A 21,363-nucleotide genomic window follows, 5' to 3' on the forward strand; every position below is an offset into this window, starting at 1 on the left:
AGCGATGTTGGTCATCGGGGTCTGTGATGCGGGATAATGGCCTGGAAGCAATGTGTTCGATGCCGGTGACACAGCGCCTGTCATGGGGCCGCCGGTTGCGATGAGCTGGTTTCAGGAAGGGGAACGAGCATGGCGGCCATGAAGCCGCGGACGGGCGACGGCCCGCTCGAGGTGACAAAGGAGGGGCGGGGCATCGTCATGCGCGTTCCGCTCGAAGGCGGCGGTCGGCTTGTCGTGGAGCTGACTCCGGACGAGGCCGATGCACTCGGCGATGCCCTCAAGAAGGTCGTCGGCTGAGCAGAGGCGCCCACACTTCACTACTGCCCCGGCACGGTCTCCGTACCGGGGCAGTAGTGCGTTCCGGATCAGGTGCGGGCCGGGCTCAGCCCCGGCGCACCGCGCAGAGGAGCCCGTCGCCCACCGGCAGCAGCGTCGCCATCAGCTCCTGGCTCTCGCGGACGGCGCGCAGCAGCTCGCGCAGCCGCAGCACCTCCGCGGGCTGGGCGGCGGAGTCGACCGTACGGCCGTCCGCGAAGACGCCCTCGAAGCACACCAGACCGCCAGGTCGCAGCAGGCGCAACGATTCAGCGAGGCAGTCCAGGCTCTCCATCCGGTCGCCGTCGCAGAAAACGAGGTCGTAGCCGCCGTCGGCCAGCCGGGGGAGTACGTCCAGGGCGCGGCCGGGGATGAAGCGGGCCCGGTTGGCGGCGAAGCCCGCCGCCCGGAAGGCCTCCCGGGCGAACTGCTGGCGCTCGGGTTCCGGATCGACCGTGGTCAGCACCCCGTCGGGCCGCATGCCGTGCAGCAGATAGATGCCGGACACGCCGGTACCCGTGCCGATTTCGGCGACCGCCTTGGCGTCCGTCGTGGCAGCGAGCAGGCGCAGCGCTGCGCCGGTGCCTGGTGACACCGAGCGGAGCCCCGCGTCCCGTGCCCGGTCCCGGGCCCAGCGCAGTGCTTCGTCCTCGGCGACAAAGGCGTCGGCGAACGCCCAGCTCGTCTGCCGGTTGGCGGTGATGACCCTCTCCTGTCCCCGTAGTTGGCGCAACGGTGACTGTATCCGCTGCACCCGGGAACCCGCAGATGGGACCGGGCGTTAGGGAAGGACAGGGGAAAGCACGTGGATCGGGCCCGCAGACCGGGCCCGGGACCTGCGGGCAGGCGGTTCCCGGGGAGATCCCCGGCCCCAGCAGGAAAAAGGCTTATCCGGAGCTAACGGGCGAGGTGGCTATGGTAGGGGCTCCACTGGACACCACCAGAGCCGACAGGGGAGGTGCGGCTGCGCCTGTGGATCGGGGAGGAGTGCTGTGGCGCTTTCTCAGGTCGGCGGGTGAGCCGAAATCCGTGACCAACATTGCTGACCGTTCTTCCAACGACTCCGCAACGACCGCGACCTTCGCCTCGGATGCGGACTCCCAGGCGTGGACGCCGCCCTCATGGGAAGAGATCGTCAGCACGCACAGCGGTCGTGTCTACCGCCTTGCCTACCGACTGACGGGTAACCAGCACGACGCCGAGGACCTCACGCAGGAGGTCTTCGTCCGCGTCTTCCGTTCGCTGTCGACCTATACGCCCGGCACCTTCGAGGGCTGGCTGCACCGCATCACGACCAACCTGTTCCTGGACATGGTCCGTCGTAAGCAGCGCATCCGTTTCGACTCCCTCGGGGACGACGCCGCCGAGCGGCTGCCGAGCCGCGAGCCGTCGCCGCAGCAGGTCTTCAACGACACCCACTTCGACGCGGACGTCCAGCAGGCGCTGGACACCCTCGCGCCCGAATTCCGGGCCGCGGTCGTGCTCTGTGACATCGAGGGACTCTCGTACGAGGAGATCGCCGCGACACTCGGCGTGAAGCTCGGCACCGTGCGCAGCCGTATCCACCGCGGGCGCTCGCACCTGCGCAAGGCGCTGCAGCACCGTTCGCCCGAGGCCCGTGCCGAGCAGCGCTCCCTGACCGGAGCCCTCGTGGCGGGGGAGGGCGTAACGGCGTGAGTGGCACAGGTCCGACCTCCGCGGAACAACACCTGGGGGACCGTCTCGCCGCGCTTGTCGACGGCGAGCTGAAGCACGACGCCCGTGACCGGGTGCTCGCCCACCTCGCGACCTGTACCAAGTGCAAGGCCGAGGCTGCCGCCCAGCGGCGCCTGAAGAGTGTCTTCGCGCAGTCGGCCCCGCCCTCGCCCTCCGAGGGCTTCCTCGCCCGGCTCCAGGGCCTTCCGGGCGGACCCGGGGGTGACGACGACGCCCGGGGAAGACCACTGGGCGACTCCGGACGCTTCGGTGACGGGGTCTTCCCCGTGATGCAGCCCTCCGGCAGCCGTGCGCAGTCGCCGTCGGACAGTGCCCCGCCGACCGGTTTCGGTTACCTCCCGACCCTCCACGGCTCGACCGCGGTGCTGCCCGCCGACCCGGCCGGATCCGTCTTCCGGATCCATGAGGTCGGCCGCGAGGGGGACCGTTCGCCCTGGCGCGGACGCCGTTTCGCCTTCGCCGCCGCCAGCGCCGTCTCGCTGGCCGCCATCGCGCTCGGCGGCGCCCTGCCGACGGACGCGACCCCCGACACCCCGACACGGGCCGAGGGCACGGGCAACGCGGTGACCCCGCTCGACGCCGACGCCCGAGCGGAGAGCGGCACCGTCAGCCGCCGCGGAGGCGGCAGCCACGGCACCCTCGCCGCCGGCACGGACCGCCCGTTCTCCCTCGCGGTGAACGCGGCCCCGCTGGCGTTCTCCCGGACCCCCTCCCTGCTCGACAGCAGCGGTCTCGACGGGAACCCGTTCGCGTTCGCCGCCCGCGCCCAGTCGTCCGCGCCGTCGCTGATACGCCCCGACGCGACGAATCCGCTGTTCGCCCGCGCCCTCGGCAGCGGCCTCACCCCGGCCGCCCCGGCACCCTCCGCCGAACCGACGCGTACCCCCACATCGGCAGCCGGAGCACCGGCCCCCGCCGACCACGGTCTGCCGCTCGCGCCCCGTCGCTGAGGACGTCGTCCCACCGGACGGCGCAGGGCATCCGTAAACCTGGTTGAATTCCGGCAGGATTTCCGGAGGGACGCCCCCGACGGGGCGTGCAGAGGCCGGTTGCGGCAGTTGCGGGGAGAGCATGGACGACGGGAAGACCACCGAGCCGAAGGCGAAGTGGTGGAGCCGGCCCACGCCGGGGCGCAGCACGCGCACAGCGCCTCAGGAGCCGTCCCCCGTCGAGGGCTCGGCGGACGCGGTGCCCGCGGCCGACCCGCCCGCCGAGAGCGAGCCGCCCCAGGACGCGCCGCGGGAGACCGGGACGGCCCGGACCACGGCGCCCGAGCCCACGGCCCCCGCAGCACCTGAACCGGCGGCACCGGCGGCACCCGCGGCACCCCGGCCCCCGGCATCCGCGCAGCCGCTGCACGAGCCCGACCAGTACAGCACCCCGCCCTACGGCGGCCCCGGCCCCTGGGCGCCCGCACCGCCCGTGCAGCGCCCGGTGCCGACCCCGGCGCACGGCACCCCCGTACCCCCGCCCTACGCGGGGACGAACGGCTCCGGCATGACGGTCCCGCCCGCCCAGGCACCCGCCTTCCAGCCCCAGCCCCAGCCCCCGCACCCGATGCCGGCACCCCCGCAGCAGCACATCCCGCCCCAGGGCCACACTCCGCCGCAGGGCGTCCACGCCCAGCCCCAGGGCCACACCCCGCCCCCGCCCCCGTCGCCGCAGTGGCTCCAGTACGACCCCTGGGGTGCGCCCCGGCAGCCGCTGATCACCCAGCCCGGACCGCCGCTCGGCCCCGACGGCGGCCGGCGCGGCAGGCGCCGTGGGCCGGTGCTCATCGGCGCGTTGCTCCTGGCCCTGGTGGCGGGCGGCATAGGCGGCGGCATCGGCGCCTACATAGAGCGCAACGGCGGCCTCACCCAGGTCGAGCTGCCCCAGGACGAGCGCAACGGCGGCGGGCGCGCCCCCGACAGCGTCGCGGGGATAGCGGCCAGTGCCCTGCCCAGCGTGGTCACCCTGCATGTCAGCGGCACCACCGAATCGGGCACCGGCACCGGCTTCGTCCTCGACAACCGGGGGCACATCCTCACCAACAACCACGTGGTCGCCCCGGCCGGTTCGTCCGGCGAGATCACCGTGACGTTCAGCGGCGGCGAGACGGCGCACGCCGAGATCGTCGGCAAGGACAGCGGCTACGACCTGGCCGTGGTCAAGGTCAGCGGCGTTTCCGGCCTGAAGCCCCTGCCTCTGGGCAACTCGGACAACGTGCAGGTCGGAGACCCGGTGGTGGCCATCGGCGCCCCGTTCGACCTGTCCAACACCGTCACCTCCGGCATCATCAGCGCCAAGGACCGGCCGATCACCGCGGGCGGTGAGAAGGGCGACGGCAGCGACATCAGCTACGTCGACGCGCTGCAGACCGACGCCCCGATCAACCCGGGCAACTCCGGCGGCCCGCTGGTGGACACGGACGCGCACGTCATCGGGATCAACAGCGCCATCCGCGCCGCCGACAGCGGCTCGACCACGGAGGGCGGCCAGGCCGGTTCGATCGGTCTCGGTTTCGCCATCCCGATCAACCAGGGCAAGCGCGTCGCCGAGGAGCTCATCAACACCGGCAAGGCCACCCACCCGGTGATCGGCGTCACCCTCGACATGAAGTACACCGGGGACGGGGCCAAGGTCGGGCCCAAGGGGGCCGACGGCAAGTCCTCCGTCACCGAGGACGGCCCCGGGGCCGAGGCCGGCATCAGGCCGGGCGACGTCATCACCGCGGTGAACGGCAAGCGCGTGCACAGCGGCGAGGAACTGATAGTGAAGATCCGCTCGCACCGGCCGGGAGACCAGCTCAGGCTCTCCCTGACCCGCGGTGGTAAAGACCTGTCCATGACTTTGACGCTCGGTTCGGCAACCGGCACGTGACGGCCACGAGGAGCTACCGCCCGGACAGTTCCGCCGGGTACCGTGGACCGTGTCCGGACCTCATCCGACCTGGTCGCGGAGAACACGAGGAGCCGCAAGGTGTTCAATGACATAGGCCCACTCGAGCTGGTGACGCTCGTGATCATCGGTGTGCTCGTCTTCGGCCCGGACAAGCTGCCCAAGGTCATTCAGGACGCCTCGCGCTTCATCCGCAAGATCCGTGAGTTCTCGGAGAGCGCCAAGGACGACATCCGCACGGAGCTCGGCCCGGAGTTCAAGGACTTCGAGTTCGAGGACCTCAACCCCAAGACGTTCGTCCGCAAGCAGCTCATGGACGGCAACGACGATCTGGGGCTGAAGGAGATCCGGGAGAGCTTCGACCTGCGCAAGGAGGTCGCCGAGGTCACCGACGCGGTGAACGGGCGCGAGACCTCCGCCGTGGAGGCGAAGAGCGGCGTGTCGGGTGCTTCCGCGATCGCCGCGGCCAACGGTTCCCCTGGCGCTCCCGACCTGCTCAAGAAGCGCGCGCAGCCGGTGCAGGACGACCACCCGCCGTTCGACGCAGACGCCACCTGACACCCGTCAATCCCGACTCGTCCGGACGGTATGGCTATTCTCCATCTGTCCGGTTGTGAGGACGCCCGCGGGGGGCGGGCCGCTCCGGACCTCAGAATCGAGGAGGCGGCCGGCAGATGGAGACAACGAGTCGGGTGGGCGCGGATGGTGCGCCGGACACAGCCACGGCGGAGGGGGTGCCGGCGGCCCGGCTCACGGTCGAGGGCTATCTGCAGGCGCCCTTCCCCTGGTACGGACTGGACGAGGCCTTCACCGGGCCCCGCTGGCTGATGCAGGTGGGCACCGCGGCGGACGGCACTGTGCAGCACGGTTCCACCGGTCATGGCGACGAGCCCTCGGTACGGGGTGACTCCGGTGCCGACAAGCAGCGGTTCGCCGCCGTCGTGACCGTCGCCAGCTCCCCGGTGCGGCGCAGCGGCGACGGCACGGGGGTCCTGGACGCGACGACGGTCTCGTCCGCGGCCTGGCTGGCCGGCTCCGGCCTGCTGGCCTACACCTGGCCCCCGCAGATGGACCACACCCTGCGCGACGACTGGCTGGACCAGCAGACGGAGACGGCGTTCGAGCTCGCCGACGACCTGGACGGCCCCGCGTGGTCGGTCCTGTCGCTGCCGGTCGACGGGGTGCCGGTGCCCTTCCACTACCGCGAGTCCGAGTTCGGCTGGGTGCTGGCCGGTTCGGCGCAGGGTGTGCACATCGGCGCGTACGGGCGGGGGATGAGCGCGTACGGGCTCGGGTTCTCGGTCGTCGAGGACATCACCTCGTACGACGCGTAGGCGCGACGACGGACCCACGAAGACAGCAGAAGGTGCCGGGACCCGAGGGTTCCGGCACCTTCGCGATCGCACCTGCGGTCAGAACTTGTTGCGCGGGGTGATGCCCAGGGACATGCCGGACAGGCCGCGCTGACGGCCGCCCAGCTTGTCGGCGATGGAGCGCAGGGCCTTGCCGGCCGGCGAGTCGGGATCGGACAGGACGACGGGCTTGCCCTCGTCGCCGCCCTCACGCAGCCGTACGTCGATCGGGATGGAGCCGAGCACCGGCACCTCGGCGCCGACGGTCTTCGTCAGCCCCTCGGCCACCCGTGCGCCGCCGCCGGAGCCGAACACGTCGACCATCTCGTCGCAGTGCGGGCACGGCATGCCCGACATGTTCTCGACGACACCGACGATCTTCTGGTGGGTCTGCACGGCGATCGAACCGGCCCGCTCGGCCACCTCGGCCGCGGCCTGCTGCGGGGTCGTGACGACCAGGATCTCCGCGTTCGGCACCAGCTGCGCCACGGAGATCGCGATGTCACCGGTGCCCGGCGGCAGGTCGAGCAGCAGGACGTCCAGGTCGCCCCAGTACACATCGGCGAGGAACTGCTGCAGCGCGCGGTGCAGCATCGGTCCGCGCCACACCACCGGGGCGTTGCCCGGGGTGAACATGCCGATGGAGATGACCTTCACGCCGTGCGCGGACGGCGGCATGATCATGTTCTCGACCTGGGTCGGCTTGCCGTCCGCACCGAGCATCCGGGGCACGCTGTGCCCGTAGATGTCCGCGTCCACGACCCCGACCTTCAGGCCGTCCGCAGCCATCGCCGCCGCGAGGTTCACCGTCACCGAGGACTTGCCGACGCCGCCCTTGCCGGAGGCGACCGCGTACACCCGGGTCAGCGAACCGGGCTGGGCGAACGGCACCTCGCGCTCCGCCGTGCCGCCGCGCAGCGAGGACGCCAGGTCCTTGCGCTGTTCGTCGCTCATGACGTCGAGCGTGACCTCGACCCGCGACACCCCCTCGACGAGCGCCACCGCGTCCGTCACGTTCTTCGTGATCGTCTCGCGCATCGGACAGCCGGAGACGGTCAGGTACACCGTGACAGCGACCACACCGTCAGGATCGATCTCGACCGATTTCACCATGCCCAGCTCGGTGATCGGGCGGTGGATCTCCGGGTCGTTCACTGTCGCCAGTGCCTCAAGCACCGCGTCTTCCGTAGCCATACGGACGATGGTACGGCGCCCGCCGCTACGCGCGGGTAGCCCTGTCAGCGGTCTTCGTCACTCTCGGCCGGGAGCAGCGCCCGGCGGTCGGCCAGCTCCTTCACGAGGTCCTCCAGTTCGGACCGGATCCAGTCTCGGGTGGCGACCTCCCCGAGACCCATCCGCAGCGCGGCGATCTCCCTGGTCAGGTACTCGGTGTCGGCGATGGAGCGCTCGTTCTGCTTGCGGTCCTGCTCGTGCGTGACCCGGTCGCGGTCGTCCTGCCGGTTCTGCGCGAGCAGGATCAGCGGGGCCGCGTACGAGGCCTGGAGCGAGAGCATCAGGGTCAGGAAGATGAACGGGTACTCGTCGAACCGCAGGTTCCCGGGCGCGAAGATGTTCCAGACCACCCACAGGATGATGATCAGCGTCATCCAGACGATGAACCGTCCGGTGCCCAGGAAGCGCGCGATCCGCTCCGAGAACCGGCCGAACGCCTCGGGGTCGTACTCCGGCAGCAGCCGCCGGCGCGGGGCCTTGGGCTGGTCGAGCCGGGCGCGCGGGGGGCGGGTCAGCGCCGACGAGCCGTTCGAGGCCCGTGCGCGGTCCTCACCGGCCACGGAGCACCCCCTCGCGGCCGTGGAAGTCGGTCTCCCGCCAGTCGTCGGGCAGCAGGTGGTCCAGCACGTCGTCGACCGTCACCGCGCCGAGCAGCGAGCCGCTCTCGTCCACCACGGGCACCGACACCATGTTGTACGCGGCCAGATAGCTGGTCACCACCGACAGCGGGGTCTGCGGGGTCAGCGCCACCAGGTCGCTGTCGACGATCGAGCTCACCAGGGTGAACGGCGGGTCCCGCAGCAGCCGCTGGAAGTGGACGGTGCCCAGGTACTTGCCCGTCGGCGTCTCGTCCGGCGACCGGCACACGTACACCTGCGCGGCGAGCGCCGGGGACAGGTCCGACTGACGGACCCGGGCGAGCGCGTCGGCGACCGTCGCGTCCGGCCGCAGGATGATCGGCTCGGTGGTCATCAGACCGCCCGCGGTCCGCTCCTCGTACGACATCAGGCGCCGCACGTCGGCCGCGTCGTCCGGACGCATCAGCGTCAGCAGCCGCTCCTTGTCCTCCTCGGGCAGTTCGGAGAGCAGGTCGGCCGCGTCGTCGGGGTCCATGGCCTCCAGGACGTCCGCCGCGCGCTCCTCCTGGAGCTTGCCGATGATCTCGACCTGGTCGTCCTCCGGGAGCTCCTCCAGGACGTCCGCGAGCCGGTCGTCGTCCAGCGCGGCGGCCACCTCGGCCCGCCGCTTGGGGGAGAGGTGGTGCAGGGCGTTGGCCACGTCGGTGGGGCGCAGCCTCTCGAACGTGGCGACCAGCGACTCCGCGCCCTGCCCCTCCTCCTCGAGCGAGAAGCCGCTGACGGCCGACCACTCGACGGTCAGGGTCTCGCCCTTGCGGCGCAGCGCCCCGCCCCTGCCCTTGCGGACGAAGTACTTGTCGATCTCCCAGTCGCGCCGGGCCGGCAGCTGCTGGATGGCCACGTCCAGGACGGTGACCTCCTCGCCGGTCTCCACCAGACTGACCCGCCGGTCGAGGAACTCGCCGAGCACCAGGCGTTCGGTGGGCCGCTGTTCGAAGCGCCGCATGTTGACCACGCCGGTGGTGATGACCTGGCCCGACTCGATGCCCGTCACCCGCGTCATCGGCAGGAAGATCCGGCGCCGGCTCACCACCTCGACGACGATGCCGAGCAGCCGGGGCGGGCGGCCGCCGACCCGGAGCATCGCGACCAGGTCCCGGACCCGGCCCACCTGGTCGCCGTTGGGGTCGAAGACGGGTACACCGGACAGGTGCGAGACGAAGACGCGGGGCGTGCCTGGTGCCATGCCTGCGCCTCCTCGTTCACCGCCGGGCTTCCGCATCCGGATCTGTTCCGACAGTTCCTGCACCCTTATGACGTGATCAGGCTAGCCCGTACCGCTGCGTGCCGCTCCGGCGAACCGTCCGTACGGCTCTCTGCCGGAAGACGTAGGCCGCACGGGTACGCTGCCGTCTGCCACCCCCCGCCATGCAGATGAGAGGCAGTGCGCCTGTGACCTCTTTTGTCCCGCCCGTCCGGGCCCGCCGCCGGACCGCCACCCTCGCCCTCGTGCTCTGCGCCGGGCTGACCGCGGCCCTGACCGCCTGCGCGGACGAGGACCCGGACAAGGGGACCAACGGGATCGGCAAACTGACCGCGCCGGAGATCGAGAAGAAGGCGCAGACGTCGGCGGAATCCGCCGACGCGGTCCGGCTGGCCGGCACGCTGGTGAGCAAGGGCGGCACGTACAAGATCGACATGAAGCTCAAGGACAAGGGCGGCGTGGGTTCCGTCACCTCGAAGAACAGCACCTTCGAGCTGCTGCGGATCGGTGACGAGCTCTACCTCAAGGCCGACGCCGGCTTCTGGAACCACGACGAGCAGGGCGAACCGGACGCCGACAAGGGCGGCCAGGCGGGGGGCGCCGCCGCCGACAAGCTGGACGACAAGTACGTGAAGGTCCCCGAGGACGACCCCACGTACAAGCAGCTGCGCGGCTTCACCGACAAGAAGGTGCTGCTCGGCGGGCTGCTCACCCTGCACGGCACGGTCGGCAAGGGCGACCGGGACAAGGTCGGCGGGGTGCGCACCATCCGGATTCTGGGCGGCAAGGGGGAGGGCGGCGCCCTCGACGTGTCCCTGGAGGGCACCCCGTATCCGCTGAGTTTCGCCCGCGGCGGTGGCGGGGGCGTCATCACGCTCGCCGACTGGGGCAAGGACTTCGCGCTGGCGGCCCCGGCCGCGGACGACACGGTCGACTACGGCAAGCAGCTGCCGAAGTCGACGTCGTAGCGGCTACCGCTTGCGCAGGGACCGCTTCAGCAGACGCGGCAGCCCGGCCGGGACCGGCAGCCGTGTGGTCGCGGGGGTGGGCAGCGGAGCGGCCGCACCGGAGGTGTCCGGCAGCTGCGTACGCGAGTCGAGCGGCGTCAGCCGCACGATCCGGCACTCTCGCGCCCACCGCTCCGGCATCTGCTCGGCGTCCGGTGCGTTGAGCCGCTTGCCCTTGAGCTCGGCGACCGCGGCCTCCCACTCATCGGAGTGCGGGGCCAGCTGCGCCACCGAGGCAGACCAGGCGACGAGCCGGCCGCCCTTGTCCTTGCTGCGGACGGTCACCTCGGCGGTGGCCCCGTCGGTGAGACCGGCCGGCAGGGGCTGCTCGCCGGGGCCGTCCCCGACGAGATGGGCCGCGCCCTCGTGCCACACGTGCCACAGCGCTCGCGCGGGGCCGGTGCCGCGCACCCAGATGAGGCCCGACTTCTTGGTGGCCTCCTCGACGAGGGCCGGCCCGAGCAGCGTGTCAGCAGCAGTCATGGGGCAGAGCTTAGACGGCCCTCGGTTCAGGGCCTGTCCGGCGGATCAGAGCCAGCCGTTGCGCTTCAGCATCCGGTGGATGGAGAAGCAGACGACGCCGATGAAGCCCATCACCATCGGGTAGCCGTACGTCCAGCGCAGCTCCGGCATGTGCTTGAAGTTCATGCCGTAGACGCCGCAGATCATCGTCGGTACGGCGACGATGGCCGCCCAGGAGGTGATCTTGCGCATGTCCTCGTTCTGGGCGACGGTCGCCTGCGCGAGGTTGGCCTGGAGGATCGAGTTCAGCAGTTCGTCGAAGCCGATGACCTCCTCCTGGACCCGGACCAGGTGGTCGGCGACGTCGCGGAAGTACTTCTGGATGTCCGGGTCGATCAGCCGCATCGGCCGCTCGCTGAGCAGCTGCATCGGGCGCAGCAGCGGTGAGACGGCCCGCTTGAACTCCAGCACCTCGCGCTTGAGCTGGTAGATCCGGCCCGCGTCCGAACCGCGCGGGCTGCCCTTGTCCGGCGTGGAGAAGACCTCGATCTCCACCTCGTCGATGTCGTCCTGCACCGCGGCCGCCACCGCGATGTACCCGTCGACGACATGGTCGGCGATGGAGTGCAGGACGGCGGAGGGGCCCTTGGCGAGCAGTTCGGGGTCCTCCTCCAGCCGGTGGCGCAGTGCGCGCAGCGAGCCGTGTCCGCCGTGCCGCACGGTGATGACGAAGTCCCGGCCGGTGAAACACATCACCTCGCCGGTCTCCACGACCTCGCTGGTCGCGGTGAGCTCGGCGTGCTCGACGTAGTGGATCGTCTTGAAGACGGTGAACAGCGTGTCGTCGTACCGCTCCAGCTTGGGCCGCTGGTGGGCGTGGACGGCGTCCTCGACGGCGAGCGGGTGCAGCCCGAACTCCCGGGCGATGCCCGCGAATTCCTCCTCGGTCGGCTCGTGGAGGCCGATCCAGGCGAAGCCGCCCTTCTCCCGTACGCGGAGCATCGCCTCGTGCGGGGTGCGGCAGGTGCCGTCCACCTCGGCGAGCCGGCGGCCGTCGCGGTAGACCGCGCAGTCGACGACCGCGCTGGACTCTGACGGGTCGCGCGTGGCGTCGTAGCCGTTGTGGAGGGTGTTGGTCTTGCGCAGGGACGGGCGCACCACAGCGCGCAGGTCACGGATCATCGACATGGCTGGCTCCTTCACGGAGGGCCGTCGGCGAGGGCGTGGAACAGCCCGGAATGGGGACGTGGGCTCACGTCCGCAAAGCGGGCGGCACCGCGGCGGCGCGACGACGGCGTTCGCTACAGACAGGCAAAAAAGGAGTGCTCTTCCGTCGTGCGAAATGCCGTGGGCCTTGGCCGAGAAGGCGTCAGATCACAGAAGAAAGGTGTCGAGCGGAAGAGCGGCTAGTACTGCACGGTCGACTTGGATCCACCGCAGCCCCACCTCCTCCGGTCGGTCCCCCGTGGGGGATGACGTTTCGTCGGGACTTGAGAGCAACGCTTCTGCGTGCTGTCCCGACCGGCACCTCAGGCTAGCAGCCGGTGAAGGGTCAATCTCTTACTTTGCCCGTTCCATACGCGTCCTATGCTCGCGGCATGGCAGAAATTCTTGCTCTGGTCGAGGCACGTCTGCGGACGGCCCTGGGTGAACCGGACGCACGTGCAGCAGTGACGTTTCTCGGGACGGACCGGATCGAGGTGCTCCGGTTCATCGACGGCGATGTGGTGAGGTACGCCACGCTGGGCATGTCCGCCCAGCCGATGGCCGACCCGACCGCGGCCCTCGCCGACCCGGTGAAGGGTCCGCGCGCCGAACTGGTCGTCTCGGTGCGGGGCGGACTGGCCGACACCGACCAGATCCTGCGCAGGCTCGCCGTGCTGGCGGCCTCGCCGCAGGTGGAGGGGCTGATCGTGGCCCCCGGCGCGTCGCTGGACGTCGGCGAACCGCTGTGGCCCGGGGCGCCGTTCAGCTCCGTGCTCGTCGCCGAGCCCGGCGGGCTGGTGGAGGACCTGGAGCTGGACGAGCCGATGGAGCCCGTGCGGTTCCTGCCGCTGCTGCCGATGACGCACAACGAGGCGGCCTGGAAGCGGGTCAGGGGTGCGCAGGAGCTCCAGGAGCGCTGGCTGTCGCAGGGGACGGACCTGCGTGACCCGCTGCGGGCGTCGGTGGCCCTGGACTGACGCGCGCGCCCATGCGGAAGCCCCGCCACGCGGCCGGAGGCCGTCGGGCGGGGCTTCCCCCTGGAGGGCGCGTCAGTTGGCGAAGACCGTGACGCCGTCCTCGGTGGCGTGCTTCGGCTCCAGCTCCTGCGCGTCGTGCGTCAGCGCCGAGCGCCGGACCCAGACGACGACCGCGCCGACGACCGCGGCGGCGGCGGCGACGACGAACGGGATGTGGATGTTGCTCCACTCCTCGATCTTCGGGGCCAGGTAGGGCGCGGCGGCGGCCGCGAACCAGCGGACGAAGTTGTAACCCGCGCTGGCCACCGGGCGCGGCGCGTCGGAGACCCCGAGCGCCAGCTCCGTGTAGACGGTGTTGTTCATGCCGATGAAGGCGCCCGAGACGATGGTGCAGACGATCGCCGTCGTGTGGTTGCCGTAGCCGAGGATCACCAGGTCGGCGGCGAGCAGCACCAGTGAGCCGCCGACGACCTTGAGCGAGCCGAAGCGCTTCTGGAGCCGCGGCGCGACGAGCACCGAGAAGACCGCCAGCAGCAGGCCCCAGGCGAAGAAGACGGCGCCGGACTTGTACGGCGACATGTTCAGCACGAACGGCGTGAACGCCAGGATCGTGAAGAACGCGTAGTTGTAGAAGAACGCCGAGGTCGCGACCGAGGCGAGCCCGCCGTGGCCGAGCGCCCTGACCGGGTCGAGCAGTGAGGTCTTGCGCGCCGGCTTGGGCTGTTCCTTCAGGAACGCCGTGATGCAGACGAAGCCGATCGCCATCAACGCGGCCGTACCGAAGAACGGGTAGCGCCAGCTGGCGTCACCGAGCAGCGCCCCGAGCAGCGGCCCGCAGGCCATGCCGAGGCCGAGTGCCGACTCGTACAGCAGGATCGCGGCCGAGCTGCCGCCCGCCGCCGCACCGACGATCACGGCAAGTGCCGTCGATACGAAGAGCGCGTTGCCCAGACCCCAGCCGGCCCGGAAGCCGACCAGTTCGGCGACGGAGGACGAGGTGCCGGAGAGCGCGGCGAAGACCACCACGAGCGCCAGGCCGGTCAGCAGTGTCTTGCGGCCGCCGATGCGGCTGGAGACGAAGCCGGTGACGAGCATCGCGACGGCGGTGATCAGGAAGTACGAGGTGAAGAGCAGCGACACCTGGCTCGGTGTCGCCTCCAGTCCCTTGGCGATGGACGGGAGAATCGGGTCCACCAGGCCGATTCCCATGAACGCGACGACGGAAGCGCCCGCTGTGGCCCAGACGGCCTTCGGCTGGCGCAGGATGCTGACCGTTCCCTGATCGAACGGATCCTCTCCCTGCATGGGACTCTCGCTCTCCACTAGATCGATGTGTTATGCACAGAATAAGTTAGAGGACCTAATAAATGCAAACTACATCTAAATCCGCTGATGGGAGCCACGCTGCGGAAGGGTGATCGTCCTTGACGCGGGGACGGCCGGGGAGGACCGTTGGTGGCTATGAGGGGCGAACCCAGTTGCCCGAAGTGCGGAGGCCGGGTCAAGGCGCCCGGTTTCTTCGACGACACCTGGCAGTGCGATGTGCACGGCAGCGTGCACCCCATGCAGCCGGTCATCCCGCCGAGCGTCGAGGCGCTCGGAGTGGTGGTGCACCGGGCCCAGGTGCCCGTGTGGATGCCCTGGCCGCTGCCGGTCGGCTGGCTGTTCACCGGGGTGGCGTGCGCGGGGGACGACCGCGGCGGCGGCCGGGCCACCGCTGTCGCCTGTTCCGGACCCGGCCCGCTCGGCGGGGTCGGAGAACTGCTGCTCGTCGCCGAGGAGCTCGGCGTCGGGATGGGTGCGCGGTACGCCGGGATCGACGGTCCCGACCCGGGCCCGTATCTGCGGGTCGACGGGCCGCCGGACGTCAAGGTGCTCGCCGCCGGCCGTCCCACCCCGCTCTGGCATGTGAAGGACGCCCCCGCCGACCGTGCGGTCTTCGCCGGTGAGGCGCGTGGGCTCTGGCTCTGGGCGATCGTCTGGCCCGAGCAGTCGGGCCTGCTGATGTACGACGAACTGGTGCTGACCGATCTGCGCGACGCCGGTGCGGAGGTCGACCTGGTGCCCTGCGGCGCACTCACCCCCCGGCTGCTGACGGGACCCTGACCGGGCCGGAGCGGGCCCGCGCGCCGGTTATCCTTGAGCGTCCCCCACCCGGCCGCGAGCACTGGAGTACGTGTCGTGCGCATCGACCTGCACACCCACTCCACCGCGTCGGACGGTACGGACACCCCCGCCGAGCTGGTGCGCAACGCCGCCGCCGCGGGCCTGGACGTCGTCGCCCTCACCGACCACGACACCGTGCGCGGTCACGCCGCCGCGATCGCGGCACTCCCCGAGGGCCTCACCCTCGTCACCGGCGCCGAGCTCTCCTGCCGCATCGACGGCGTGGGCATGCACATGCTGGCGTACCTCTTCGACCCCGAGGAGCCCGAGCTGGCGCGCGAGCGCGAGCTGGTGCGCGACGACCGGGTGCCGCGCGCGCAGGCCATGGTGCGCAAGCTCCAGGAGCTGGGCGTCCCGGTCGCCTGGGAGCAGGTCGCGCGGATCGCCGGGGACGGCTCGGTCGGGCGGCCGCACATCGCCACCGCGCTGGTCGAGCTGGGCGTCGTCGCGACCGTCTCCGACGCCTTCACGCCCGAGTGGCTCGCCGACGGCGGACGCGCGTACGCCGGGAAGCACGAACTCGACCCCTTCGACGCGATCCGGCTGGTCAGGGCCGCCGGCGGCGTCACGGTCTTCGCCCACCCGGCCGCCGTCAAGCGCGGTGAGGTGGTCCCGGAGTCGTCGATAGCGCGACTCGCGGCTGCCGGACTCGACGGCATCGAGGTCGACCACATGGACCACGACGAGCCGACCCGGGCCCGGCTGCGCGGACTCGCCCGCGAGCTCGGACTCCTGGCCACCGGGTCCAGCGACTACCACGGCAGCCGCAAGACCGTGGGACTCGGCGCCGACACCACCGACCCCGAGATCTACGGCGAGATCACCCGGCGCGCCACGGGAGCCTTCCCGGTGCCGGGGGCCGGCGGACCCGTCACCGCGTAACGGCCTCCACGCCACCCCTCATCGCTCACCGCTCACGCCCCTCACGCCCGCGCCGCCGTGCGCCCGCGTGAGGTCGCCCGTCCTGCGCGCACCGGGGCCCGCCCGCCCGGCCGGCCGTGCGCCGCCTCCCACCGCAATTCCGCTCTCTCCTTGCAAGGCTCACTGTGTTCGACGTCGCTGTCTTCGGATCCCTTTTTCTCACCCTTTTTGTGATTATGGATCCGCCCGGAATCACTCCGATCTTCCTCGCCCTCACCGCGGGCCGCCCCGCCCGGATGCAGCGCAGGATGGCGTTGCAGGCGGTCGCCGTCGCCTTCGGGGTGATCGCCGTCTTCGGTGTGCTCGGCCAGCAGATCCTCGACTACCTGCACGTCTCCGTCCCCGCGCTGATGATCGCGGGCGGACTGCTCCTGCTGCTCATCGCGCTCGACCTGCTGACGGGCAAGACCGACGAGCCGACGCAGACCAAGGACGTCAACGTCGCGCTCGTCCCCCTCGGAATGCCGCTGCTCGCCGGTCCCGGGGCGATCGTCTCGGTGATCCTCGCCGTGCAGCACGCCGACGGGGTGGGCGGCCAGATCTCGGTCTGGACGGCCATCATCGCCATGCACGTCGTGCTCTGGCTGACCATGCGCTACTCGCTGCTGATCATCCGGGTCATCAAGGACGGCGGGGTCGTGCTGGTCACCAGGCTCGCCGGCATGATGCTGTCCGCCATCGCCGTCCAGCAGATCATCAACGGCGTCACCCAGGTCATCCAGGACGCCTGACCCGGCCCCGGACACCACAGCGCCCCCGCACGGACCATCCGTGGCGGGGGCGCTTCGTCTTTTTACGTCGGTGATGCGTTACGAAGCCGAGCTTTCGGCCGGGCGGATATAGATGCGCTGGCCGATTGCGGCGGCCTGCTGCACGATCCGGTTGACGGAGGCGGCGTCCACGACGGTGCTGTCCACGGCGGTACCGTCGACATCGTCGAGTCGCATGATCTCGAAGCGCATATGGCTTCCCTTCGTCTGATCCTCCTGCTGGAGAACTACTGGGAGGACGGATGATCCGTCCGCAAGGATGAGGAGCGCAGGCATCTCTGTCTCGCGCCCCACGGGGTGTACAACGACTTGCTCCCTGCAATCATTCCCTACGCTAAGGAAATTTTTTGGATGTCTAAGTACCAGCAGGTAACCGAGCATGCGCGGACGACGACATCCGCGACGAGGCCCGTATGAGCGACGCCGAGACCGCCGAGCGTCTGGACCGCACCAACGAACTGCTCCAGCGGGTGCTCGCCGAGGTGTCGAAGACCCCGTCGACCCACGCGATCTTCGTGGACGCGGGCTACGTGTACGCCGCGGCCGGGCTGCTCGTCACCGGCACCGAGGACCGGCGCTCCTTCGACCTCGACGCGGAGGGCCTGATCGAGGCCTTCATCGACAAGGCCCGCACGATCTTCGCCGACAGCAGGCTGCTGCGCGTGTACTGGTACGACGGAGCCAGGCGCCGGATCCACACCGTCGAGCAGCAGTCCATCGCCGAACTCCCCGACGTCAAGGTCAGGCTGGGCAACCTCAACGCCAACAACCAGCAGAAGGGCGTCGACTCCCTCATCCGCACCGACCTCGAATCCCTCGCCCGTCACCGCGCCATCAGCGATGCCGCGCTGGTCGGCGGCGACGAGGACCTGGTGTCGGCCGTCGAGGCCGCGCAGGGGTACGGGGCCCGGGTCCACCTGTGGGGCATCGAGGCGGGCGAAGGGCGCAACCAGGCCGAACCGCTGCTCTGGGAGGTCGACAGCCAGCGCACCTTCGACCTCGACTTCTGCCGCCCGTACGTGACCAGACGCGCCGTCACCACCTACGAGGAGGACAGCCCCGCGCCCTCCCGCGAGGACGTCCGCTTCGTCGGTGCGCAGATCGCCGCCACCTGGCTCTCCGCCCGGGGCCGCGAGTCCCTGGCCGACCTGCTGCCCGGACACCCGTACCTGCCGGGCTCCGTCGACCAGGATCTGCTGGTCGAGGCCGAGCGGCTGCTCCAGCACTCGCTGCGCGGCCACGCGCATCTGCGCCGGGCGCTGCGTGACGGCTTCTGGCAGCACCTCCAGGCGCAGTACTGACCACCCGGCGCCCCGAGGGCCCCGCCGCCTCCTACAGGCCGTCCCAGAAGGAGACGAGCGCGGCCGCCGTCGCTTTTGGCCGGTCCGTGTTGGGGGAGTGCTCGGCGCCCTCGATCCGGGTCCGGTGCGCGCCGAGACGCACCGCCATCCCGTCGAGCCGCGGAACCGGCCAGACGTCGTCGCGCTCGCCGGAGATCACATGGACCGGCAGGCCCGTGGCGGCGAGCTCGGCCACCCGGTCCGGTTCTGCGGCGAGTTGGCGGCCGGTGGCGATCAGCTGCGCGGGACGGTGGGCTAGCCAGCGCCGCCGCAGGTCCTCGCCGTCCGTGTCCGCGTCGGCCGGCGGGTCGAGGGCGCGCATGGCCGCCCACACGTCGTCCATGGTCATGGTCGTCAGCGCGTCACCGAGAATGCGCAGCTTGGTCCGCTGGGCCTCGACCACCTCGGCGGGTCCGGACGACATCAGGGTGAGCGAACGGAACGGCGCCGGGTCCAGCAGGACGGCGGCGCGGGCGATCTGCCCGCCGAGGGAGTGGCCGAGCAGGTCGACCGCCCCGTCGCCGAGCCCGAGCGCGGCCGTCTGGGCGAGCACGTCACGGGCCAACTCGCCCTGGGAGTAGGCCTCCTGACGGTCCGGCCCGTCGGACTCGTACTGCCCGCGGCCGTCGACGGTGACGGCCCGGTAGCCGGCGCCCGCGAGGGGTTCCAGCAGGGCGATGAAGTCCTCCTTGCTGCCGGTGTACCCGGGCAGCAGGAGGACGGTGCCGCGCGGCGGCGTACGCGGCACCGCGTCCAGCACGGCGAAGTCCCCGCGCTCGGTGTGCAGCGCGCGGGGGCGGGCGCAGGAGGGCGGGATGAAGGTGGGTGGCCTGCTCATGGCACGAGGTTAACGGCCGGGTGCGCGGGGGCGGGCGGGCCGTGGAACGCCGGACGGGCCCGAGGGAATCCCTCGGGCCCGTCCGGCATGCCTCACACGGGGTGCGCTCAGCCCTCGGCCTTCGCGGCGGCGGTGCGCGGGGCCCGGCGGCGGCGCGGCTTGGCCTCGCCGTCGGCGGCCGGCGCCTGGGCGACGGCCTCCGTCTTCGGCTTCGCCGCCGCACGTGTGCGACGGGGACGCCTGGAGTCGGACTCGGGCTCGGCGATCGGCGCGATCTGGAAGTCGACCTCGTCCTCGACCGGCTTGATCACCCGGGCGCGGCGGCGCGGCTTGGTCACCGTCGCCTCGGGGGCGGGCTCGGCCACGGGGGCGGTCTGGAAGTCGACCGCCTCCACCGGCTTGGCGGCCCGGGCGCGACGACGGCGCGGCTTCGCCTCGGCGACCGGCTCGGTCACCGCGGCGGCCTCGGCGTCGACGACGACCTCGGCCTTGGCGGCCCTGGTCCTGGTCCGCTTCTTCGGCTCGGCCTCGGTCACGGCGACGGGCTCGGTGTCGACGATCACGGCCGGGGCCTCGGCCACGGCCACCGCTGCCTCGGCGGCGATGTCCGCCGCACCGACGCGAGCGCGCCGGCGACGGCGCGGGGTGCGCGGCTCGGCCGGGCCGTCAGTGGCCGCCGGGGTCTCGACGGTCTCCGTGGCCGGTGCGGGCACCGTGGCGGCGCTCTCCTCGGCGGCGGAACCGCCCCGGGTGCGACGGCGCTGACGCGGCGTGCGCGGGGGGCGCTCCTCGCGGACGGCGGGAGCCGGGGCGGCGGCGGACTTGCGGCCGCGGCCGCCCGTCTCGCCGAGGTCCTCGATCTCCTCGGCCCGCAGACCGGCGCGGGTGCGCTCGGTGCGCGGCAGGACACCCTTGGTGCCGGCCGGGATGTCCAGCTCCTCGTACAGGTGCGGGGAGGTGGAGTACGTCTCCGGCGGGTCCGGGAACTTCAGGTCCAGGGCCTTGTTGATCAGCTGCCAGCGCGGGATGTCGTCCCAGTCGACCAGCGTGATCGCGATGCCCTTGGCGCCCGCGCGGCCGGTGCGGCCGATGCGGTGGAGATAGGTCTTCTCGTCCTCGGGGGACTGGTAGTTGATGACGTGGGTGACACCCTCGACATCGATACCGCGGGCCGCGACATCGGTGCAGACGAGGACGTCGACCTTGCCGTTGCGGAAGGCGCGCAGCGCCTGCTCGCGGGCGCCCTGGCCGAGGTCGCCGTGGACCGCGCCGGAGGCGAAACCGCGCTTCTCCAGCTGCTCGGCGATGTCGGCCGCGGTGCGCTTGGTGCGGCAGAAGATCATCGCGAGTCCGCGGCCGTTGGCCTGGAGGATGCGCGAGACCATCTCGGGCTTGTCCATCGAGTGGGCGCGGTAGACGTACTGCGCCGTGTTCTTGACGGTCGTGCCCTCGTCGTCGGGCGACGTGGCGTTGATGTGGGTCGGCTGCGACATGTAGCGGCGCGCGAGGCTGATGACCGCGCCCGGCATGGTCGCCGAGAACAGCATCGTCTGGCGCTTCGCCGGCAGCATCGTGATGATGCGCTCGACGTCGGGCAGGAAGCCCAGGTCGAGCATCTCGTCGGCCTCGTCGAGGACGAGGGCGCGGACCTGCGACAGGTCGAGCTTGCGCTGGCCCGCCAGGTCGAGCAGCCGGCCCGGGGTGCCGACGACCACGTCGACGCCCTTCTTGAGGGCCTCGACCTGGGGCTCGTAGGCCCGGCCGCCGTAGATCGCGAGAACGCGGACGTTACGCACCTTGCCGGCGGTCAGCAGGTCGTTGGTGACCTGCTGGCACAGCTCGCGGGTCGGGACGACGATCAGCGCCTGCGGGGCGTCGGTCAGCTTCTCGGGCTTGGCCCGGCCGGCCTCGACGTCCGCGAGGACGGTGACGCGCTCCAGCAGCGGCAGGCCGAAACCGAGCGTCTTGCCGGTGCCGGTCTTGGCCTGTCCGATGACATCGGAGCCGGAGAGCGCGACGGGGAGCGTCATCTCCTGGATGGGGAACGGGGACGTGATGCCGACGGCCTCAAGGGCTTCGGCGGTCTCGGAAAGGATCCCGAGGTCTCGGAACGTAGTCAGGGTGCTGCCTCTTCTGTGAAACGCGGTCCGAGGCGAACGAAGGGGGTCGTACCGTGCCGGGGTTGGTCATCCGGCCGTGGATGGGCCGGGTGGCGCGGGACCACTGCCGTCGCTCGAGCGCTCGTGCCGCTGAGGGGGCCCCTCATCTGCGGTCGTACGTGGCGTACGCACCGCGTGGAGGGCTGTCGGGTCGGAGCCGATCGGGCCACCGACCGGGC

Annotated in this window: 22 protein-coding genes; 12 read left to right on the top strand and 10 right to left on the bottom strand. The window is 71.3% G+C overall.

The features are described 5' to 3' along the window. Positions 1–129: 129 nt before the first annotated feature. A complete protein-coding gene (locus OG408_RS26075; protein WP_003966491.1) occupies positions 130–297 on the top strand; it encodes a DUF3117 domain-containing protein in 168 nt (55 codons plus the stop codon). A gap of 85 nt (positions 298–382) precedes the next feature. Here OG408_RS26075 and OG408_RS26080 read toward each other — a convergent pair whose 3' ends face one another. Continuing rightward, complete coding sequence (locus tag OG408_RS26080; protein WP_266782485.1) at positions 383–1,048, bottom strand: O-methyltransferase; 666 nt, start codon at positions 1,046–1,048, stop codon at positions 383–385. Positions 1,049–1,230: 182 nt separating this feature from the next. On the opposite strand from OG408_RS26080, the gene sigE reads away from it, so the two are divergent. The 5 genes from sigE (at position 1,231) to OG408_RS26105 (ending at position 6,245) form a co-directional block, all read left to right on the top strand. Beyond that, on the top strand, positions 1,231–1,992 hold the full coding sequence (gene sigE, locus OG408_RS26085) for an RNA polymerase sigma factor SigE (protein WP_266782486.1): 762 nt from the start codon (positions 1,231–1,233) through the stop codon (positions 1,990–1,992). Further along, on the top strand, positions 1,989–2,981 hold the full coding sequence (locus tag OG408_RS26090) for an anti-sigma factor family protein (RefSeq protein ID WP_326672253.1): 993 nt from the start codon (positions 1,989–1,991) through the stop codon (positions 2,979–2,981). Before sigE ends, OG408_RS26090 begins: the two co-directional genes overlap by 4 nt. Before the next feature lie 121 nt (positions 2,982–3,102). Further along, positions 3,103–4,893: a S1C family serine protease gene (locus OG408_RS26095; RefSeq protein WP_326672255.1), complete on the top strand. Its 1,791-nt coding sequence runs from the start codon at positions 3,103–3,105 to the stop codon at positions 4,891–4,893. A gap of 99 nt (positions 4,894–4,992) precedes the next feature. Next, a complete protein-coding gene (locus tag OG408_RS26100; protein ID WP_266782490.1) occupies positions 4,993–5,469 on the top strand; it encodes a sec-independent translocase in 477 nt (158 codons plus the stop codon). 116 nt (positions 5,470–5,585) lie between these two features. Then, positions 5,586–6,245 (top strand): hypothetical protein, encoded by a 660-nt coding sequence (locus tag OG408_RS26105; RefSeq protein WP_266782492.1) that lies wholly within the window; start codon positions 5,586–5,588, stop codon positions 6,243–6,245. Positions 6,246–6,323: 78 nt separating this feature from the next. Here the strand turns inward: OG408_RS26105 and OG408_RS26110 are convergent, their stop codons facing one another. The 3 genes from OG408_RS26110 to OG408_RS26120 are packed head-to-tail and all read right to left on the bottom strand — an operon-like array spanning position 6,324 to position 9,320. Continuing rightward, the gene (locus OG408_RS26110; RefSeq protein WP_266782494.1) at positions 6,324–7,457 is read right to left on the bottom strand and encodes an Mrp/NBP35 family ATP-binding protein; all 1,134 of its coding nucleotides are present in this window, start codon (positions 7,455–7,457) and stop codon (positions 6,324–6,326) included. Between the two features lie 44 nt (positions 7,458–7,501). Next, complete coding sequence (locus tag OG408_RS26115) at positions 7,502–8,056, bottom strand: DUF1003 domain-containing protein (RefSeq protein WP_266782496.1); 555 nt, start codon at positions 8,054–8,056, stop codon at positions 7,502–7,504. Further along, positions 8,046–9,320 (bottom strand): magnesium transporter MgtE N-terminal domain-containing protein, encoded by a 1,275-nt coding sequence (locus tag OG408_RS26120; RefSeq protein WP_266782498.1) that lies wholly within the window; start codon positions 9,318–9,320, stop codon positions 8,046–8,048. The genes OG408_RS26115 and OG408_RS26120 overlap by 11 nt, the downstream gene beginning before the upstream one ends. 206 nt (positions 9,321–9,526) lie before the next feature. Here OG408_RS26120 and OG408_RS26125 point away from each other — a divergent pair, with 206 nt between their 5' ends. Continuing rightward, positions 9,527–10,306: a hypothetical protein gene (locus OG408_RS26125; protein WP_266782500.1), complete on the top strand. Its 780-nt coding sequence runs from the start codon at positions 9,527–9,529 to the stop codon at positions 10,304–10,306. Positions 10,307–10,309: 3 nt separating this feature from the next. Here the strand turns inward: OG408_RS26125 and OG408_RS26130 are convergent, their stop codons facing one another. Then, positions 10,310–10,828, bottom strand: coding sequence for a hypothetical protein (locus OG408_RS26130; protein ID WP_266782502.1), 519 nt, complete (start codon positions 10,826–10,828; stop codon positions 10,310–10,312). Between the two features lie 45 nt (positions 10,829–10,873). Further along, complete coding sequence (locus OG408_RS26135) at positions 10,874–11,995, bottom strand: magnesium and cobalt transport protein CorA (RefSeq protein ID WP_266782503.1); 1,122 nt, start codon at positions 11,993–11,995, stop codon at positions 10,874–10,876. 410 nt (positions 11,996–12,405) lie between these two features. Between OG408_RS26135 and OG408_RS26140 the strand changes: the two genes are divergently transcribed. Continuing rightward, the gene (locus OG408_RS26140) at positions 12,406–12,990 is read left to right on the top strand and encodes a suppressor of fused domain protein (RefSeq protein WP_266782504.1); all 585 of its coding nucleotides are present in this window, start codon (positions 12,406–12,408) and stop codon (positions 12,988–12,990) included. 72 nt (positions 12,991–13,062) lie between these two features. Here OG408_RS26140 and OG408_RS26145 read toward each other — a convergent pair whose 3' ends face one another. Further along, positions 13,063–14,295 (bottom strand): MFS transporter, encoded by a 1,233-nt coding sequence (locus OG408_RS26145; RefSeq protein ID WP_266782506.1) that lies wholly within the window; start codon positions 14,293–14,295, stop codon positions 13,063–13,065. Between the two features lie 156 nt (positions 14,296–14,451). Between OG408_RS26145 and OG408_RS26150 the strand changes: the two genes are divergently transcribed. The 3 genes from OG408_RS26150 (at position 14,452) to OG408_RS26160 (ending at position 16,808) form a co-directional block, all read left to right on the top strand. After that, entirely contained in the window at positions 14,452–15,096 is a 645-nt protein-coding gene (locus OG408_RS26150) for a DUF6758 family protein (protein WP_285572300.1), read from the top strand. Between the two features lie 75 nt (positions 15,097–15,171). Continuing rightward, positions 15,172–16,038 carry a PHP domain-containing protein gene (locus tag OG408_RS26155; RefSeq protein ID WP_326672260.1) on the top strand — a complete coding sequence of 289 codons (867 nt, stop codon included), beginning with the start codon at positions 15,172–15,174 and terminating at the stop codon, positions 16,036–16,038. A gap of 164 nt (positions 16,039–16,202) precedes the next feature. Next, positions 16,203–16,808, top strand: coding sequence for a MarC family protein (locus OG408_RS26160; protein ID WP_266782512.1), 606 nt, complete (start codon positions 16,203–16,205; stop codon positions 16,806–16,808). Between the two features lie 78 nt (positions 16,809–16,886). On the opposite strand, the gene OG408_RS26165 is transcribed toward OG408_RS26160, so the two are convergent. Then, positions 16,887–17,039, bottom strand: a complete 153-nt coding sequence (locus OG408_RS26165; RefSeq protein ID WP_198676864.1) for a hypothetical protein — start codon at positions 17,037–17,039, stop codon at positions 16,887–16,889. A 221-nt stretch (positions 17,040–17,260) separates the two neighbouring features. Between OG408_RS26165 and OG408_RS26170 the strand changes: the two genes are divergently transcribed. Continuing rightward, positions 17,261–18,148, top strand: coding sequence for an NYN domain-containing protein (locus OG408_RS26170; RefSeq protein ID WP_266782516.1), 888 nt, complete (start codon positions 17,261–17,263; stop codon positions 18,146–18,148). A 31-nt stretch (positions 18,149–18,179) separates the two neighbouring features. On the opposite strand, the gene OG408_RS26175 is transcribed toward OG408_RS26170, so the two are convergent. Together OG408_RS26175 and OG408_RS26180 are read right to left on the bottom strand one after the other, a co-directional pair. Continuing rightward, complete coding sequence (locus tag OG408_RS26175; protein WP_326672265.1) at positions 18,180–19,025, bottom strand: alpha/beta fold hydrolase; 846 nt, start codon at positions 19,023–19,025, stop codon at positions 18,180–18,182. 107 nt (positions 19,026–19,132) lie between these two features. Further along, the gene (locus tag OG408_RS26180; RefSeq protein ID WP_326672267.1) at positions 19,133–21,055 is read right to left on the bottom strand and encodes a DEAD/DEAH box helicase; all 1,923 of its coding nucleotides are present in this window, start codon (positions 21,053–21,055) and stop codon (positions 19,133–19,135) included. Between the last annotated feature and the right edge of the window lie 308 nt (positions 21,056–21,363).

The organism is Streptomyces sp. NBC_01257 (genome assembly GCF_035917255.1).
In the GTDB taxonomy this organism is placed as follows: Bacteria; Actinomycetota; Actinomycetes; order Streptomycetales; family Streptomycetaceae; genus Streptomyces.